Source organism: Sphingomonas arabinosi, from assembly GCF_036663715.1.
GTDB lineage: Bacteria > Pseudomonadota > Alphaproteobacteria > Sphingomonadales > Sphingomonadaceae > Sphingomonas.
Window position 1 is genome coordinate 212,964 of the sequence record NZ_JAXOJN010000006.1, and the last position, 16,223, is coordinate 229,186.

Below are 16,223 nucleotides of genomic sequence, written 5' to 3' on the forward strand. Positions count from 1 at the left end.
AGCCCAGGGTTACAAAGCGCGACGCCCGGTATCCTGGGCTCCTGCGTTCGCAGGAGAACGGTTAGCCGGCGCGGGCTGCCGCTACCGCCTTCTTGAGGTCCTCTAGGGGCAGCGCACCGGACAGGACTCGGTCGCCTACCACCCAACTCGGCGTTCCGGTCATGCCGAGCTTGGCGGCGGTTTCCATGTTCTTGGCGATTTCAGCGTCGGCGGTTTTGGTGAAGCTGGCCTGCGTCGTGTCGACACCGGCCTTGGTCGCCGCGGCGGCGATCGAGGCTTCGCTGACCGGGCCACCGGCATAGAGCGCTTCGTGGAAGGTGGCGAACTTGCCCTGTTGTGCGGCGGCGAGGCTGGCGCGGGCGGCGATGCGGCTTTCCGCGCTGAGGATCGGGAGTTCGCGGAACACGACACGGACTTTCGGGTCGGCGGCGATCAGCTTGGCGATCATCGGCAGGCTCGCGCGGCAGTATCCGCAGTTGTAGTCGAAATACTCGACGAGCGTGACGTCGCCCTTGGGGTTTCCCGCCCAGGCGCTGCCGAAGGGCGTGACGATCGCGTCGCGGTTGGCGGTGACGGTCTTGCCCGACTCGCGGTCGCGGAGTTTCTCCATCGCCTCAGGGAGGATCTCGGGGTGCGCGAGGACGTAGTCGTGGACGATCGACTCGACCTGCGCGCGCTCGATGCCGCCGCCCTGGCGGTCATAGCCCCAGACCGCGAGGCCGCCGATGACGGCGCCGGCTAAAGCGATCGCCGGAAATGTGAATTTGCTCATTTGCGGCGCTTATACTGCTTGGGATTGTCGTCCATCTCGTTCTGCGCGGCCATCGCGATATCCTGCGCGCGGATCCAGTCGGTCGTGTTCGCCGGGATGTTCGCCAGTGCATATTGCGCGCTCGCCGACGCGGTCCGCATGTCGCCGCCCATGCTCGCGCGCTCGGCGGTGGCGAGCGCGGCACGCGCGGTATCGCCGGTGAGTTCGTAGACGGTGCCGAGCTGCATCCAGGCGAACGGGTTCTGGTCGTCGCGACCGACCGCGGTGCGCAGGACCTTGGTCGCCTCAGGGTAGTTCGCCTTGTTCTCGGTCGCGATCAGCGCGTGGCCGAAGGTGGTGGCGATCAGCGGGTTGTTGCGCGAGCCTTCGGTGGCCTCGCGCAAGGGGACCAGCGACTCGTTGGGCTTGCCCGCCTCGAGCAGGATCTGCCCCTTGATCTCGAGGAAATACGGGTCGGTCGGCTCGGCCTTCACCAGCGCGTTGGCCTCGGCATCGGCTTTGTCGGGGTAGCCGGCCTTGTGATAGGCATAGGCGCGGGCGTAGTGCGCGTAGATCGACTGGTCGCTCGGCGGATAGGCCTGGAGCGTCTGGTCGGCGGGCATGACATAGCCGGCGAGCTTGGCCTTCACGCGGCGGAAGCGTTCCTCCAGCGCAGCATCGGGCTTGTTGGCCCAGGCGGGGGAGGCTTGCAGGTCGGCGGTCAGCGTCGCGACGCGCTCGCCCGAGAGCGGGTGCGACTGCATGAACGGGTCGATGTTGGCGGTGCCGTAGCGATATTCCTGCTGCTGCAGTTTCTTGAAGAAGCTCAGCATGCCGCGGCCGGAGATGTTCGATTGGCGGAGGAATTTCGCCGCGGTCGCGTCGGCGGTGGATTCCTGGACGCGGCTGAACGAGAGGTAGCTGCCCATCGCCGCCTGCTGGCCCGCGGCCATGATGCCGGCGCCCGCTTCGCCGCTGCCGGCTGCCATCGCGGCGAGGCCGAGCACCATCGAGAGGAGGTACATGCCCATCGCCGGCTTGGTGCCGCGGTCGGCGAGGACGACATGCCCGTCGGCGATGTGGCCGAGCTCGTGCGCAATGACGCCCTGGACTTCGTTGGCGTTGTCGGCGGCCTGGATGAGGCCGGAGTGGACGTAGACGGTCTGGCCACCGGCGACGAACGCGTTGATCGACTCGTCGTTGATCAGGACGACCTTCACGTCGCGGGTCGAGAGCCCGGCCGCCTTGACGAGCGGGTTCGACATCTCCGCGAACATGGTTTCGGTCTCGGCGTCGCGGAGGATCGACTGGGCGACGGCGGGTTGCGTCCAGAGGAGCAGGGCGGTGGCTGCGGCGGCTACTAGGCGCTTCATTTTACGGGTTATCGTCGATCGGGGGCGGGGGGGCAATGGTCGTGCGGCGGGGCGTGCAGGGGGGCGTGCGGCAGAGTGAAGTATAGGAAGTATAGACGCTGGGAGCGGTTTGGCGGGGTTGATGGGGAGGCGGGTTGGCATTGGGGGAGGGGAGCAGGGTTTGGTTGTGTAGGACAGGGGTTTGGGGGGCTTATAAGTTGCTACCTTAGCGATCGGTCACCCGCCTCAGCCATCGGTTACCGCCCCGGCGGAGGCCGGGGTCCAATTGGGGGACGCTGCTGACGGGAGGGTGGCGCTTCGTTATTACCACCTTTCCAATTGGGCCCCGGCCTTCGCCGGGGTGGTGCTGCGTGGGGCGGACAGGTGCGCGCCCGAGGAACGTACTAGAACACAGCCCAGCATTACCCCCGTGTCGTGTTCACCCGCGAAGGCGGGTGCCCAGTCTGGATCCCCGCCTTCGCGGGGAAACATGCTTTTGTCGCACGGAGCGGGGACGCTGCTGACGGGGGGTGGCGCTTCGTTATTGCCACCTTTCCAATTGGGCCCCGGCCTTCGCCGGGGTGGTGGTGCGTGGGGCGGACGGGGGCGCGTCTGACGAACGTACTAGAACACTACCCAGCACCGCCCCCGTATCGTGTTCACCCGCGAAGGCGGGTGCCCAGTCTGGGTCCCCGCCTTCGCGGGGAAACATGCCTTTGTCGCACGGAGCGCTTCACCAGTAGCTGCGGCGCCTCGCCACAAACGAAAACGGGCGCGGCCTTTCGGTCGCGCCCGTTTTTTGTGGCTGGCGTTCGGCGTTAGGCGCCGAAGGTGCGCTGCCACCAGCCGCGGCGGGGGGAGCCGTCGGGGTCGTCGTTGGCGCCGTCGTCGGTACGGGGGGGCGCGACGTCCTGGGGCTGGACTTCGGCCTTGGGCGGGACGGTCTCGATCGGCGTGGCGAGCGGTTCGCTGGTCGGGGCGGCATCGCCGGCTTCGACCACGGCCACCTTCCGCGGACGACCGCGGGGCTTGGCGACCTTGGCGGGGGCTTCCTCGACGACCGCCGCTTCAACCGCTGGGGCTTCCACCGCAGCGTCCGACGCCTTGCGACGCGCACGCTTGGGCTTGGGGGCCGACGCTTCGATGGTCTCGGCGGGCGTTGCGCTCACCTCGTCCATCGTGGCTTCCGCGACCGCTTCGCGACGGCGGCGACCGGGCTTCGGTGCAGCCGGTTCGGCCGCGACGGGCTCCGGAACGATCGGCTCCGGAACCACTGGCTCCGGCGCAACCGTCTCGGCTTCCGCCTCGACCGCGCGTGGCTTGCGACCGCGGCGAGCCTTGGGGGCTGCATCGGACACCGCCTCGGCGATGTTCGCCGCGGCTGCTGCCGCACGTGCGCGGGGACGACGGCGCATCTTCGGACCCTCGGCGACTTCCGCGACCGGGGCTTCCTCGACGACCGGCTCGAACGCCGGTTCGTACGTGGGCTCGTAAGGCGGCTCGGCATAGGTCGACTCGACCGGCTCGTACGCTTCCGGCTCGGGGGCCTCGGCGATCAGCTGGGCGTCGTCGATGCTGCTGACGGCGACCGACTGGCCGTTCTCCGACCCCTGCTCGTTGCGGCGACCGCCGCGACGACCCCGACGACCGCGACGACGGCGTCCTTCGCCCTCTGCGCTGCCCGAATGCTCAGCGCTCTGCTCGACAGGAGCGCCAGCCTCGACCGCTTCGCCACCGCCGACTTCGACGATGTCGCCCTCGACCTCGTCGATTTCCTCGACGTTGGTGTCGGCGTCTTCGAACGAACCGTCCTCGTTGACGCCCTCTGCGGCGCCCTCTTCACCCGGACGCGCGCGACCGCGACGACCGCGACGACGACGGCGCTTCTTGCCACCTTCGCCGTCAGCATCGCGAGCTTCACGGGGTGCACGCTGCTCGCCATTGCCTTCGCGACCACCTTCACGACGACGTGGCTGCTCGGCCTCGGCTTCCTCGACCTCTTCTTCCTCGATCTCGTCCTCGATCTCCTCCGGAAGGTCGTCCTCGTCTTCCTCGATGATCTGGACGAACTTCGGGGCGTGCGCAGGCGGCGGGCCGCTGGCATCGACCGTCATGTGCGCGCCTTCCTCGTCCTGGCCGGGGATGATCTCGACGATCACGCCGTAGCGATCCTCGATCTCGGCGATGTCGGCGCGCTTGCGGTTGAGGATGTAGACCGCGGCTTCCTGGCTGGCGCGCAGGGTCAGCAGCGAACCGCGACCGCGGGCGGCCTCGTCCTCGATGAGGCGAAGCGCGGAGATGCCCGACGACGACGCGGTGCGGACCAGCCCGGTGCCCTCGCAATGCGGGCAGGCGCGGGTCGAGGCTTCGAGCACGCCGGTGCGCAGCCGCTGGCGGCTCATTTCCATCAGGCCGAACGACGAGATGCGGCCGATCTGGATGCGCGCGCGATCGTTCTTGAGCGCCTCCTTCATCGCCTTCTCGACCTTACGGACGTTGGAATTGTTATCCATGTCGATGAAGTCGATGACGACGAGCCCGGCCATGTCGCGCAGGCGGAGCTGGCGGCCGATTTCCTGCGCGGCCTCGAGGTTGGTCGCGGTCGCGGTCTGTTCGATCGAATGCTCGCGCGTCGAACGGCCCGAGTTGATGTCGATCGAGACGAGCGCCTCGGTCGGGTTGATGACGAGGTAGCCGCCCGACTTCAGCTGGACGACCGGATGGTACATCGCCGACAGCTGATCCTCGACGCCGGCGCGCTGGAACAGCGGCACGGGGTCGGCGTAATGCTTGATGCGGCGAGCGTGCGTCGGCATCAGCAGGCGCATGAACTCGCGCGCCTGGCGATAACCGTCCTCGCCCTCGACGATGATCTCTTCGATTTCCTTGTTGTAGATGTCGCGGATCGCGCGCTTGATCAGGTCGCTGTCGCCGTAGACGAGCGCGGGGGCCGATGCGTTCAGCGTGGCTTCGCGGATGCCGTCCCAGAGGCGGGCGAGATAGTCGAAGTCGCGCTTGATCTCGACCTTCGAGCGCTGGAGGCCGGCGGTGCGGACGATGCAGCCCATCGACGGCGGCAGCTGCATGTCGGCCATGATCGTCTTGAGACGCTTGCGATCGCCCGCGTTCGAGATCTTCCGCGAGATGCCGCCGCCGTGGCTCGTGTTCGGCATCAGCACGCAGTAGCGACCGGCCAGCGACAGGTAGGTGGTCAGCGCCGCGCCCTTGTTGCCGCGCTCCTCCTTGACGACCTGGACGAGCAGCACCTGGCGGCGATGGATCACGTCCTGGATCTTGTAGCGGCGGCGCAGGTTCATGCGACGCTCGCGCAGGTCCTCGACCGCGGCATCGTCGGCGCTTGGCTTGCGCTTGCGACGGGGAGCTTCGCCGGCTTCTACGCCTTCGAGTTCCTCGGCGACGTCGGGATCTACCCCGCCATCGTCCTCGAAGCGCTCGATATCGTCCTCGTCGTCACCCTCGTCTTCGTCCGAGTCGTAGTCGGCGCGCAGCGCGGCTTCCTCGGCGGCATGCTCGGCTTCTTCGCGGAGCAGTGCGTCGCGATCTTCCTTGGGGATCTGGTAGTAATCGGGGTGGATCTCGCTGAACGCGAGGAAGCCGTGGCGATTGCCGCCGTAATCGATGAATGCCGCCTGGAGCGACGGCTCGACCCGCGTGACCTTGGCGAGGTAGATATTGCCCTTGAGCTGCTTGCGTTCGGCACTCTCGAAATCGAATTCCTCGATCCGGTTACCCTTGACGACTGCGATCCGGGTCTCTTCCCGGTGGCGTGCGTCGATCAGCATGCGCGTTGTCATTATAGATTCTCCGCGCGCGCGCCGGGCCTGTCGGCAGCCGTCGCGCGCTTGATGGTGGTGCGGTCGGGCACGGACGCCCGGACTCGCGGATGGTGTGCGAAACTGCCTCTGCGCGAAGTGCATGCCGCGGGAACTCTCCCTGCGGCGCCCGCACGACCGCGAGTCCGTCGGCAAAGGCCGGTCGGAGTGCGGGGCGGGGGGAATGCGTCATTCGAGCGTCAACCTGAAGTGCCGCGCCAGCGAAGGATCCGCAGGCGGGCGTGAAGACCGGCGCGTCGCTGGTAAAAACTAGGCGACACACGGCTGTACGACAGGACTAGCACTGCATACCCGATCTCGCAACTAGCCCGATATTGGCTGCTTTCGGCGGCGTTTCGGCTCGAATTCGGGGCGGAACGACGCAGACTTGCTGGGGCGACAGAGCCTTGTCGGCAATTACGTGGCAAACGTCGAATTAACCGCACTGCGCAACTGCGTCTTGGGATGCGCAGTGCTATCGTTCGCTCGCAGCGATCGGATGTATCGATCAAAGGGGTGTAGCATGGGTTTTTGCTGGACCGGCGGCAAGTCCGCACGGCAAGGGCGCGGGGTGTTGACGGTAATCGCCCTCATCGCCGGCTGGCTGGCAAGCGTCCCCGCCTGGGCGGCGACCGTGCAGAGCGTCGCGATCAGGGACGGGCGGATCGTCATCCGCTTCGACGAGGCGGTGGGCGATGCCGCCAGCCGCGTGCTGACCGGGCCGCGGCAGATCGCGGTCGACGTGACCGGCGCGACGCCTGGCCGCGCCGTGACCGCACGCGGGCTGGTGACCGGCGTTACGCAGATGCGCAGCGGGCGTTCGGGGATGCGAATGGTGTTCGATCTGGCCGAGCCGGCGATCGTCACCGACGGCGGGTTCGATTCCGATGGACGCCAGCTGACGCTGGCGTTGCGCACAGTCGATTACGATCAGTTCGCGCAGGCCGGGATCGCGGGGCCGCTGAACTTCTTCCCGTTCACCTTCGGTGCGGCGTCGCGGCCCAAATACAAGGTGTCGGTGCCAGTGCCGCCCAAGGCGCGGGGCATGAAGCTGCCGCGCGTGCAGGGTGACGACACGCGGCCGCTGGTGGTGATCGATGCGGGACATGGCGGCGTCGATCCGGGTGCGATCGGGCCCAACGGACTGCGCGAGAAGGACGTGACGCTGAAGGTCGCGAAAGCCATCCGCGACGAATTGCTGGCATCGGGGCGCGTGCGCGTGGCGCTGACGCGGAACGACGACCGCTATCTGATCCTGCGCGAGCGATATGGGGTTGCGCGGCGGCTGAAGGGCGATCTGTTCATCTCGATCCACTGCGACAGCACGGGTTCGGTGAATGCGACGGGCGCGACTGCTTATACGCTGTCGGAGGTGGCTTCGGACAAGGAAGCGGCGCGGCTGGCGGCGCGCGAGAACAAGGCGGACGTGATCTCGGGCGTCAATCTCGGGGAGGCGCCGGCGGACGTGTCGTCGATCCTGATCGACCTGACGCAGCGCGAGACGATGAACGCCTCGGCGACGTTCGCGCGGCTGCTCGGGCGCGAGGCGAAACCCTTGATGCCGTTGAAGGCGAACTTTCACCGGATGGCGTCGCTGATGGTGCTGAAGGCGCCGGACATGCCGTCGATCCTGTTCGAGACGGGGTATATCTCGAACCCCCAGGACGCGGCGTTTCTGAATAGCGAAGAGGGGCGGCACCGGATCGCGGAGAGCGTGACGCGGGCGGTTGAGGTGCATTTCGCGCGGCGGATGGCGGCGCGGTAGGGTTGAGTGGCGTTGGTGAGTTCGCAGGTTTTTTGAGGAATACTGCTGCATCACTCCGTCATTCCGGGCTGGTTTGGTCATATCCCCGCCGGCAAGCCCCTCCCTTGGCGAAGGCCGCGGTCCAAGTGGACAGGTCGATATAATTAGGGACTGTCCGTCATTACCTCCGTCTCCTAATTGGGCCCCGGCCTTCGCCGGGGGGGTGCTTGCTCGACGGGAGTAAGCTTCGCCTCGCTCGGGCATGACGGAGGTGGGGATGGCTCATTCCTCCTTGTTCTCCCGCGAAGGCGGGAGCCCAGACTGGACTCCCGCCTTCGCGGGAGAACAAGCTCGTAGCGGGAGTTGCAGTTTCCACTGGCTGCGCATCATGCCACAAGTCGCCCAAATTGCTTTGAGGCTGACCAGATGACCGACGCGACGCGGGGCGTACCCGACACGGGCCCCGAAACCGGCATGCGCGAGCTTACCTTCCGCGGGATCGTGCTCGGCGGGATCATCACGCTGCTGTTCACCGCGGCCAACGTCTACCTCGGCCTCAAGATCGGGCTGACGTTCGCGACCTCGATCCCGGCGGCGGTGATCTCGATGGCGGTGCTGCGGGCGTTCAAGGATTCGACGATCCTCGAGAACAACATCGTCCAGACGATCGCGTCCGCGGCGGGCACGCTGGCGGCGATCATCTTCGTGCTGCCGGGGCTGGTGATGATCGGCTGGTGGCAGGGCTTTCCGTTCTTCACCACCGCGGCGATCACGATGTTCGGCGGCGTGCTGGGCGTGCTGTTCTCGGTGCCGCTGCGTCGCGCGCTCGTCGTCGATACGGTGCTGCCTTATCCGGAAGGCCGCGCGGCCGCAGAGGTTCTGAAGGTCGGCGCGGGCAGTCGCGAAGGCGGCGAGGAGAGCGCGCGCGGGCTCGGCATCATCGTCGTCAACGCCATCGTATCGGCGGGGTTCGCGATCCTGACGCAGACCAAGCTGGTCGCCGCCGAGGCCGCGACGTGGTTTCGCGTGGGCGCGGGTGCGACCGGGATCTCGGGCGGACTGTCGTTCGCGTTGCTGGGCGCGGGGCATCTGGTCGGTATCTCGGTCGGCATGGCGATGTTCGCGGGCGTGGTGATCGGGTGGTGGATATTGCTGCCGATCCTGACTTCGGGCGGGAGCGTGACCGGGACCGCGGAAGTGATCGCGACCACGGTGTTTCGCTCGGACGTGCGGTTCTTCGGCGCGGGCGTGATCGGCGTTGCGGCGATCTGGACGTTGCTCAAGATCGCCGGGCCCGTCGTCGGCGGGGTGCGTTCGGCATTGGCGGCTTCGGCGGCCAAGCGGGGCGGCGTCGTGCTGGCGCTCGAGGAGCGTGACATTCCGATCGGGATCGTCGGGATCGCGTCGCTCGCGATGCTGGTGCCGATCGGCATCCTGCTCTGGACCGTGTTGCAGGGCGGGCCGCTGGAGGCTTCGGCGATCGGGCTGATCGCGGGCAGCCTTCTGTTCATTCTCGTCATCGGCCTCGTGATCGCGGCGGTCTGCGGGTATATGGCGGGGCTGATCGGCGCGTCGAACTCGCCGGTGTCGGGAATCGGCATCCTCGCCATCCTCGCCGCGTCGATCCTGCTGGTGTCGTGGTTCGGCCGTGCGGTCGAGCCGGGGACGACGCAGGCGTTGGTTGCGTACGGGCTGATCGTGACGGGCATCGTGTTCGGGATCGCGACGATCTCGAACGACAACCTTCAGGATCTGAAGACCGGCCAACTGGTCGGCGCGACGCCGTGGAAGCAGCAGGTCGCGTTGCTGATCGGCGTGGTGTTCGGGTCGATCGTGGTGCCGCCGGTGCTCAACTTGCTCGGGAGCACGCTCGGGTTCGCGGGGGCGCCGGGGGCGGGGCCTAATGCGTTGGCGGCGCCTCAGGCTGCGTTGATCTCGGCACTGGCGAAGGGCGTGCTGGGGGGCAATCTGAACTGGGCGATGATCGGCTATGGGGCGCTGACGGGCGTTTTCGTGATCCTGGCCGACGAGTTGCTGGGCAAGGCGGGGAAGCTGCGGTTGCCGCCTCTGGGGGTCGGGCTCGGGGTGTATCTGCCGATGTCGGTGACGTTGCCGGTTACGATCGGGGCTGTGGTTGGATTTGCGTATGATCGCTGGGCGGACCGGGCTCGGGATCCTGAACTTGCCAAGCGGATGGGGGTGCTGACGGCTACCGGCATGATCGTCGGGGAGTCGTTGTGGGGCGTTGGCTTTGCGGGGATCGTGTACCTCACCAATAAGGAGACCCCCCTGGCGTTGGTCGGAGACGGGTTTGCGAGCGTGGCGCTGATTGGCGGGACTGTGCTGTTCGGGGTGCTGACGTGGGTCATGTACCGGCGGACTGTGGCGGCTTCTCGGTAGGGCGCGTGCCCTCACCCTTCCCACCCGGCAAGTGCCGGGCGGGCCCCTTCCCTCTCCCCGAGGGGAAAGGGGGTAGGTGAGTTTGTTTTCTCGCGAAGGCGGGGCTCCAGACTGGGCTCCCGCCTTCGCGGGAGAACAAGAAGCGGGAGGTGCGCTCGGTTCTAATGCACCACCCCGGCGGAGGCCGGGGGCCAATTGGAAAGGTGGGCGTGACGGAGCGCAGTCCGCCGTTATCTGCGTCCCCCAATTGGGCCCCGGCCTTCGCCGGGGTGGTGGTGAGGTATGGGGATAGGGACGTGATCCAAACCCACGCCCCCCCTTCACATCATCGCGGCAAGCATGTCCTTGATCGGCACGAACGCGAAGCCCACTGAGCTGTCGGCGATCCCGTACGGCATGAAGATCGTATCGCCGTGCTTCAACGCGCCGCAGCTGTAGACCACGTTCGGCACATACCCCTCGCGGTCCTGGTCCTTCGCGGCCAGGATCGGCTGCTTCGTCCGGCCGAGCACCTTCGACGGATCGTCCTTGTCGAGCAGCACCGCGCCGATCGAGTATTTGCGCATCGCACCGACGCCGTGGGTCAGCAGCAGCCAGCCCTCGTCGAGCTCGATCGGCGGACCGCAATTGCCGATCTGCACCAGCTCCCACGGATATTCGGGCGTCAGGATCTTCTCGCCATCGTCCCAGTCGGTCAGCGTGTCGGACTTGAGCAGGAACAGGTTCTCGCCGTCCTGCCGGCCGATCATCATGTACTGGCCGTTCACTTTCCGCGGGAACAAGGCCATGCCCTTGTTGCGCGCGGCGGGGCCGGTCATCGGCACCAGATCGAACGCGCGGAAATCGCGGGTGCGCATCAGTTCGGACTGGATCACCGAGCCGTTATAGGCGGTGTAGGTGCCGATCCATTCGTATTCGCCGTTCTCGTGCTGGAACCGGACGATGCGCAGATCCTCGAGGCCCTTCGACTGTGCCTGCGTGATCGGGAAGATCACCGTGCCGCTCAGCGTGCTGTCGCGGTGGCGATAGACGGTGACGGGGCCGATCGGCATCTCGTCCTCGCCGCTGCCGACCGCGTCGGTCGCGGTCGCGAACGGGGGCTCGGGCGCGAGCTTCATCTGGTTTTCGCAGGTGATGATGCCCTCGCGGAAGGCGACGGACGAGATGTGACCCTCGCCGACCGCGCGCAAGCTCATCAGGATGCGCATCGAGCCTGGCGGCATGCCCGACTGGTCGAAATGCGGCACCGCGCTCGGGTTCATCAGCGCGGCGGCGGCATAGCTGTATTCGTGGCAGAAATACGCGCCGATCAGCTGGCGCTTCTCGTCGCCGATCTCCGCGCCGTTCAAGCCCAGCATGTCCTCAATCTGGTCGTAGCGCGTCATGAACACGCGTCGCGTCTGCCAGTGACGCGCCTCGAAATCCTTCAGCACGACCTCGAGCTGCGCGCGCGCCTGTGCGGACGACATTTCCAGCACTTCGCCGACGAGCCGCTCGGTGCGGCTCGGTGCGCCGCCATGACCGCCCCAGGCGATATGGAACGGCCGCACGACGACACGCGAAGGGTCCGCGTGCAGCCGCAGCTGGTGGTTGAACAGATCCATCGTAGCAGTGCCCCGCGTCGTTCCACTCAGCGCACCGTCGCCTGTCAGGCTGTCACTAGCGTGGCTAGGCGACGACGCGCGCCGCTCCTGCCACGCTTTGCGCTGCCTTTGATACCCCTGAAATGGCACAACTTGCGAGTTGAAGCGCCAAAATCGACTCGGCGCCCTGGTTTCGGTTGAGTCCGTTGGGCATCAAACCGTCGTAGCAGCCGCCATCCGCGACGCTGGCAAGCGGCAGGTCGAGGTCGTTGACGCCGAGGAACCAGCCATAGGCGCGCAACGCCTCGTCACGCCAGCGGACGTCGCCGGTCGCGTCAAACGCTGCGGCGCACGCATCGACGGTCGCCTGCGCCTCCAACGGCTGCTGGTCGAACTGCAACGGCTCGGCATAGGGGCGGTTGAAGCTCTCCGACCCGACCGCGCGGAAGCGGCCCTCCGGCGAGGTCTGCTTGGCGACGATCCAGTCCAGCGTGTTGAGACCGCAATCGATCAGGTCCTGTCGGCCGAGCGCCTGGCCTGCGCGGATCAGCGCCTGCGGGAGGCGCGTGTTGTCGTAGGCGAGGACGATCTCGAACCACTGCCATTCGGGACGGCGTGCCTTGGCGAGCAGGTCGAGATGCACCTTGGGGAAGGCTTCTAGGATCGAGAGCGACAGCTGGTGACCGGGCTTGGCCTCCAGCATCGCCGCCGCACCGAGCATCGCGAACGCCTGCGCGCGCAACGAGCCGAGTTCGAGCGCCATCGACGCGGTCGAGTCGAACATCGCGGTCGCCCAGTCGCGGTGCTTGGCGGCCTGCGCATCGCGTGCGGTAACGCCGAGCGACCAGAGCGTGCGGCCGTTCGAATCTTCCGAGCCCGAATCCTCGCACCAGGTGCGATCGAAGTTCATGAAGTTGCGGAAGCGGCGCGTGTCCGGGTTCCAGGCATATTGCACGAACGAGGCGTAGATCGTCATCCACTTGTCGCGGGTGACGTCGTCGAGACCGGGCATCGCGCTCATCAACATCAGCGCGCGGCAGTTATCGTCGATGCAATAGCCGTGGCGACGATCGGGAATCGAATAGATCGAATGCTGGAGCATGCCGGTCGAATCGCTCATCCGCTCGACCGCGGCGAAATCAGGTGTCAGCTGCTTTAGCGGGGCTGGCACCTTGGCGAGGCGAAAAGGGCGCGCCGCCACGATCGCACGGATCTCCGTCATCATCGCCTCGGCGAGCTTCGGCCAGATCATCGTGCGGCCACGCGCATAGGCGCGCTCGGCCAGACGGTTGCGATCACGGTCGTTCGACATCAACGCATCGATCTCGCGCGCGAACGCGTCGACGTCGCCGAAGGGCACGAGCACGCCGTGGCCGTCGGCGAGGATCTCGGTCGCATGGACGTACGGCGTCGAGATGACGGGCTTGCCGACGCCGATCGCGTAGCTGAGCGTGCCCGACGTGATCTGCGCGGGGTTGGTGTACGGCGTCACATAGACGTCGGCCGCCTGCAGATAGTCGAGCAGCTCGCCATGTTCGAGGAAGGCGTCGACGAACGATACGTTGTCGGCGACGCCCTTCTCGGCAGCGAGTGCCTTCAGCTTGTCGCGGTACTTCTCGCCCTCGTACGCGACTAGGTTCGGGTGCGTCGCGCCGAGCACAACGTAGAGCAGGTCGGGATGCTTCGCGATTACCGCGGGCAGCGCGTTGATGACCGTCTCGATCCCCTTGTTGGGGGCGAGCAGGCCGAACGTCAGCATGACCTTGCGGCCTTCCCAGCCGAACTTGTCCTTCAGCGTCGCGGGATCGAGCAGGTCGCGATCGGGCACGCCGTGCGGAATCATGACGATCTGGCGCGAATTGGCGCCGTAGACGCGCTGGAGGATGTCGCGGCCACGCTCGGCCATGACGATCACGCGGGCGGCGCGACGCAGCAGGCCCTCGAGCACGCGACGCTCGTCGGCGTTGGGCTTTTCGAGGATCGTGTGCAGCGTGACGATGACGGGCAGTGTGGTGCGGTCGAGCAGCGCGAGGATGTGCTCGCCGGCCGGCCCGCCAAAGATGCCGTATTCGTGCTGGAGCCAGATCGCCTGCGCGCCGCTGGCCTCGATCTTCCGCGCGGTATTGATGTAAGCCGACAGGTCGGTCTCGGGGATCGTGCCGATGACTTCGGCGGGGTAGTCATATTTGCCGGGATGATCGTCCATCGCGTAGACGTCGACGGCGATCTCGGGAAAGCGCGCGCGCATGGCCGTGAAAACGTCGGTCGTGAAAGTGGCTATCCCACACTGCCTCGGCAGAAAGTTACCGATCAGCGCAAGTCGCGCGATATTCCCACCGTCCGCCGGTTTCACCATACCCTGTCCCTCGTTTGAGCGCGCACTTCTGGGAGAGCCCGGTCGCGCATTCAATTCAACGGTTCAGGTAGCATAAAGTTTCATTACATACTGCAGTGCAGCACGGAGAAAATATCAATCTAAATCAAAACGATATTTTGCTTCCTCATTCCAGGCCCTCATCCGCGGCCACGATAGGAGGCGACTCCCTGGTCGGGCAGCCACAGGTCTTGCGGCGGTGCACTCGACTGCCAGAACACATCGATCGGGATTCCACCGCGCGGATACCAATAGCCGCCGATGCGCAGCCACACCGGTTTCATCTCGTCGAACAGGCGCTCGCCGATGCCGACGGTGCAGTCCTCGTGGAACCCGGCATGGTTGCGGAAGCTGCTCAGGAACAGCTTCAGCGACTTGGATTCGACGATCGTCTCGCCCGGCACATAGTCGATGACAAGGTGGGCGAAGTCGGGCTGGCCGGTGACCGGACACAGCGACGTGAACTCGGGCGCCGCGAACCGCACGAGATACGTCCGGCCCGGGCGCGGGTTCGGAACATAATCGAGCACGGCCTCTTCTGGAGAGGCGGGGAGGGCGCTGTTCTGGCCGAGATGCAATGGGTTCTGGGGAGCGGTCATAGGCCGCCATGTAGGATGCGATGACGCGCAAGAAAACCACACTCGTACCGATCCTCGGCGACCAGCTTACGATCGACATCGCCTCGCTGCGGGACTGCGATCCGAAAACGACGATCGTGCTGATGATGGAAGTCGCCGAGGAAACGACCTATGTCCGGCATCACAAGCGCAAGATCGCGTATATCCTGTCGGCGATGCGGCACCATGCGGAGGCGTTGCGCGAGGCTGGGTGGACGGTCGAATACACCCGGCTCGACGACCCCGACAATGCGGGCAGCTTCACCGGCGAGATCGCGCGCGCGGTCGAGCGGCATGACCCCGAACGGATCGTCGTCACCGAGGGCGGCGAGTGGCGGGTGATGGCGATGCTCGAAAGCTGGGAGACGCTGTTCGGCATTCCCGTCGAGATCCGCAGCGACGACCGCTTTCTCGCCAGCCATGCGGAGTTCGAGACATGGGCCGCCGAGCGGAAGACGCTGACGATGGAGTGGTTCTATCGCCAGATGCGGACGCGGACCGGGCTGTTGATGACCGACGGCAAGCCCGAGGGCGACCGCTGGAACTTCGACAAGGAGAACCGGAAACCCGCCAAGAACGATCTGCTGATGCCGCGTCCGCTGGTGTTTAAGCCGGATGCGATTACCAAGGACGTGCTGGCGATGGTGGCCGAGCGGTTCGCCGAGCATCCGGGGAGCCTCGACGGGTTCGAGTACGCCGTGACCGCAGAGGATGCCGAGCGGCAGGCGGTAAACTTCTTCCGCCACGCGCTGCCGCAGTTCGGCGATTACGAAGATGCGATGCTCACCGGCGAGCGGCATCTCTGGCACTCGATCCTGTCGCCGTACATCAATTCGGGGCTGCTCGATCCGCTCGACCTGTGCCGGCGTGCGGAGGCGGAATATCGTGCCGGTCGCGCGCCGCTGAACGCGGCCGAGGGGTATATCCGCCAGATCATCGGCTGGCGCGAATACATGCGCGGGATCTACTGGCGTGAGGGGCCGGATTACGTCGAGCGCAACTTCCTCGACCACCACCGCGAGCTCCCCGGCTGGTACTGGACCGGCGAGACCGACATGCACTGCCTGCGCGAGGCGATCGGCCAGACGCTGGAGACCGCGCACGCGCACCACATCCAGCGGCTGATGGTGACGGGCAATTTCGCGCTACTGATCGGCGCGGACCCGGCGAAGGTGCACCAATGGTATCTGGAGGTGTATGTCGACGCGTATGAATGGGTCGAACTGCCCAACACGCTGGGAATGAGCCAGTTCGGCGATGGCGGGCTGCTCGGATCGAAGCCGTATATCTCATCGGGCGCGTATATCGACCGGATGTCCGATTATTGCGGGCAATGCCGGTATAACGTGAAGCAGCGGATCGGGCCCGATGCGTGCCCGTTCAATGCGCTGTACTGGGATTTCCTCGCGCGGCACGAGGACAAGCTGGGGCGCAACAACCGGCTGGCGATGCCGTATCGCAACTGGGCGAAACAGTCGGAGGCGGACCGCGAGGCGACGCGTGCGCAGGCGGCGGGGTTCCTCGCCTCCCTCGACGCGAGCGGCCCCGCTGGCTACTGACCTCACGAGC

General features: G+C 66.3%; 9 protein-coding genes. 3 read left to right on the forward strand and 6 right to left on the reverse strand.

The window, feature by feature from the left end; all coding sequences use genetic code 11:
* Positions 1–61: 61 nt before the first annotated feature.
* The 3 genes from U1708_RS12250 to U1708_RS12260 all read right to left on the reverse strand — a co-directional run bounded on the left by U1708_RS12250 (position 62) and on the right by U1708_RS12260 (position 5,918).
* Positions 62–772, reverse strand: coding sequence for a DsbA family protein (locus tag U1708_RS12250; RefSeq protein WP_332746071.1), 711 nt, complete (start codon positions 770–772; stop codon positions 62–64).
* The gene (locus tag U1708_RS12255; protein ID WP_332746073.1) at positions 769–2,124 is read right to left on the reverse strand and encodes a M48 family metalloprotease; all 1,356 of its coding nucleotides are present in this window, start codon (positions 2,122–2,124) and stop codon (positions 769–771) included. The genes U1708_RS12250 and U1708_RS12255 overlap by 4 nt, the downstream gene beginning before the upstream one ends.
* A 797-nt stretch (positions 2,125–2,921) precedes the next feature.
* Positions 2,922–5,918, reverse strand: coding sequence for an Rne/Rng family ribonuclease (locus U1708_RS12260; RefSeq protein WP_332746075.1), 2,997 nt, complete (start codon positions 5,916–5,918; stop codon positions 2,922–2,924).
* A gap of 541 nt (positions 5,919–6,459) precedes the next feature.
* Between U1708_RS12260 and U1708_RS12265 the strand changes: the two genes are divergently transcribed.
* Together U1708_RS12265 and U1708_RS12270 are read left to right on the forward strand one after the other, a co-directional pair.
* A complete protein-coding gene (locus U1708_RS12265) occupies positions 6,460–7,701 on the forward strand; it encodes an N-acetylmuramoyl-L-alanine amidase (protein ID WP_332746077.1) in 1,242 nt (413 codons plus the stop codon).
* Positions 7,702–8,106: 405 nt separating this feature from the next.
* Positions 8,107–10,080, forward strand: coding sequence for an OPT family oligopeptide transporter (locus tag U1708_RS12270; protein WP_332746080.1), 1,974 nt, complete (start codon positions 8,107–8,109; stop codon positions 10,078–10,080).
* A 320-nt stretch (positions 10,081–10,400) separates the two neighbouring features.
* On the opposite strand, the gene U1708_RS12275 is transcribed toward U1708_RS12270, so the two are convergent.
* The 3 genes from U1708_RS12275 to queF all read right to left on the reverse strand — a co-directional run bounded on the left by U1708_RS12275 (position 10,401) and on the right by queF (position 14,636).
* Positions 10,401–11,684, reverse strand: coding sequence for a glycoside hydrolase family 130 protein (locus tag U1708_RS12275; protein ID WP_332746082.1), 1,284 nt, complete (start codon positions 11,682–11,684; stop codon positions 10,401–10,403).
* Positions 11,685–11,748: 64 nt separating this feature from the next.
* Positions 11,749–14,019, reverse strand: coding sequence for a glycosyltransferase family 4 protein (locus U1708_RS12280; protein ID WP_332746083.1), 2,271 nt, complete (start codon positions 14,017–14,019; stop codon positions 11,749–11,751).
* A gap of 158 nt (positions 14,020–14,177) precedes the next feature.
* Positions 14,178–14,636 carry a preQ(1) synthase gene (gene queF, locus U1708_RS12285; RefSeq protein WP_056411723.1) on the reverse strand — a complete coding sequence of 153 codons (459 nt, stop codon included), beginning with the start codon at positions 14,634–14,636 and terminating at the stop codon, positions 14,178–14,180.
* A gap of 20 nt (positions 14,637–14,656) precedes the next feature.
* Here queF and U1708_RS12290 point away from each other — a divergent pair, with 20 nt between their 5' ends.
* Positions 14,657–16,213: a cryptochrome/photolyase family protein gene (locus U1708_RS12290; RefSeq protein ID WP_332746089.1), complete on the forward strand. Its 1,557-nt coding sequence runs from the start codon at positions 14,657–14,659 to the stop codon at positions 16,211–16,213.
* Positions 16,214–16,223 lie beyond the last annotated feature (10 nt).

Bases quoted from the DNA above. Each gene is read 5' to 3' on its own strand.
- U1708_RS12250 (WP_332746071.1), bottom strand. From the start codon at position 772: ATGAGCAAATTCACATTTCCGGCGATCGCTTTAGCCGGCGCCGTCATC.
- U1708_RS12255 (WP_332746073.1), bottom strand. From the start codon at position 2,124: ATGAAGCGCCTAGTAGCCGCCGCAGCCACCGCCCTGCTCCTCTGGACG.
- U1708_RS12260 (WP_332746075.1), bottom strand. From the start codon at position 5,918: ATGACAACGCGCATGCTGATCGACGCACGCCACCGGGAAGAGACCCGG.
- U1708_RS12265 (WP_332746077.1), top strand. From the start codon at position 6,460: ATGGGTTTTTGCTGGACCGGCGGCAAGTCCGCACGGCAAGGGCGCGGG.
- U1708_RS12270 (WP_332746080.1), top strand. From the start codon at position 8,107: ATGACCGACGCGACGCGGGGCGTACCCGACACGGGCCCCGAAACCGGC.
- U1708_RS12275 (WP_332746082.1), bottom strand. From the start codon at position 11,684: ATGGATCTGTTCAACCACCAGCTGCGGCTGCACGCGGACCCTTCGCGT.
- U1708_RS12280 (WP_332746083.1), bottom strand. From the start codon at position 14,019: ATGGTGAAACCGGCGGACGGTGGGAATATCGCGCGACTTGCGCTGATC.
- queF (WP_056411723.1), bottom strand. From the start codon at position 14,636: ATGACCGCTCCCCAGAACCCATTGCATCTCGGCCAGAACAGCGCCCTC.
- U1708_RS12290 (WP_332746089.1), top strand. From the start codon at position 14,657: ATGACGCGCAAGAAAACCACACTCGTACCGATCCTCGGCGACCAGCTT.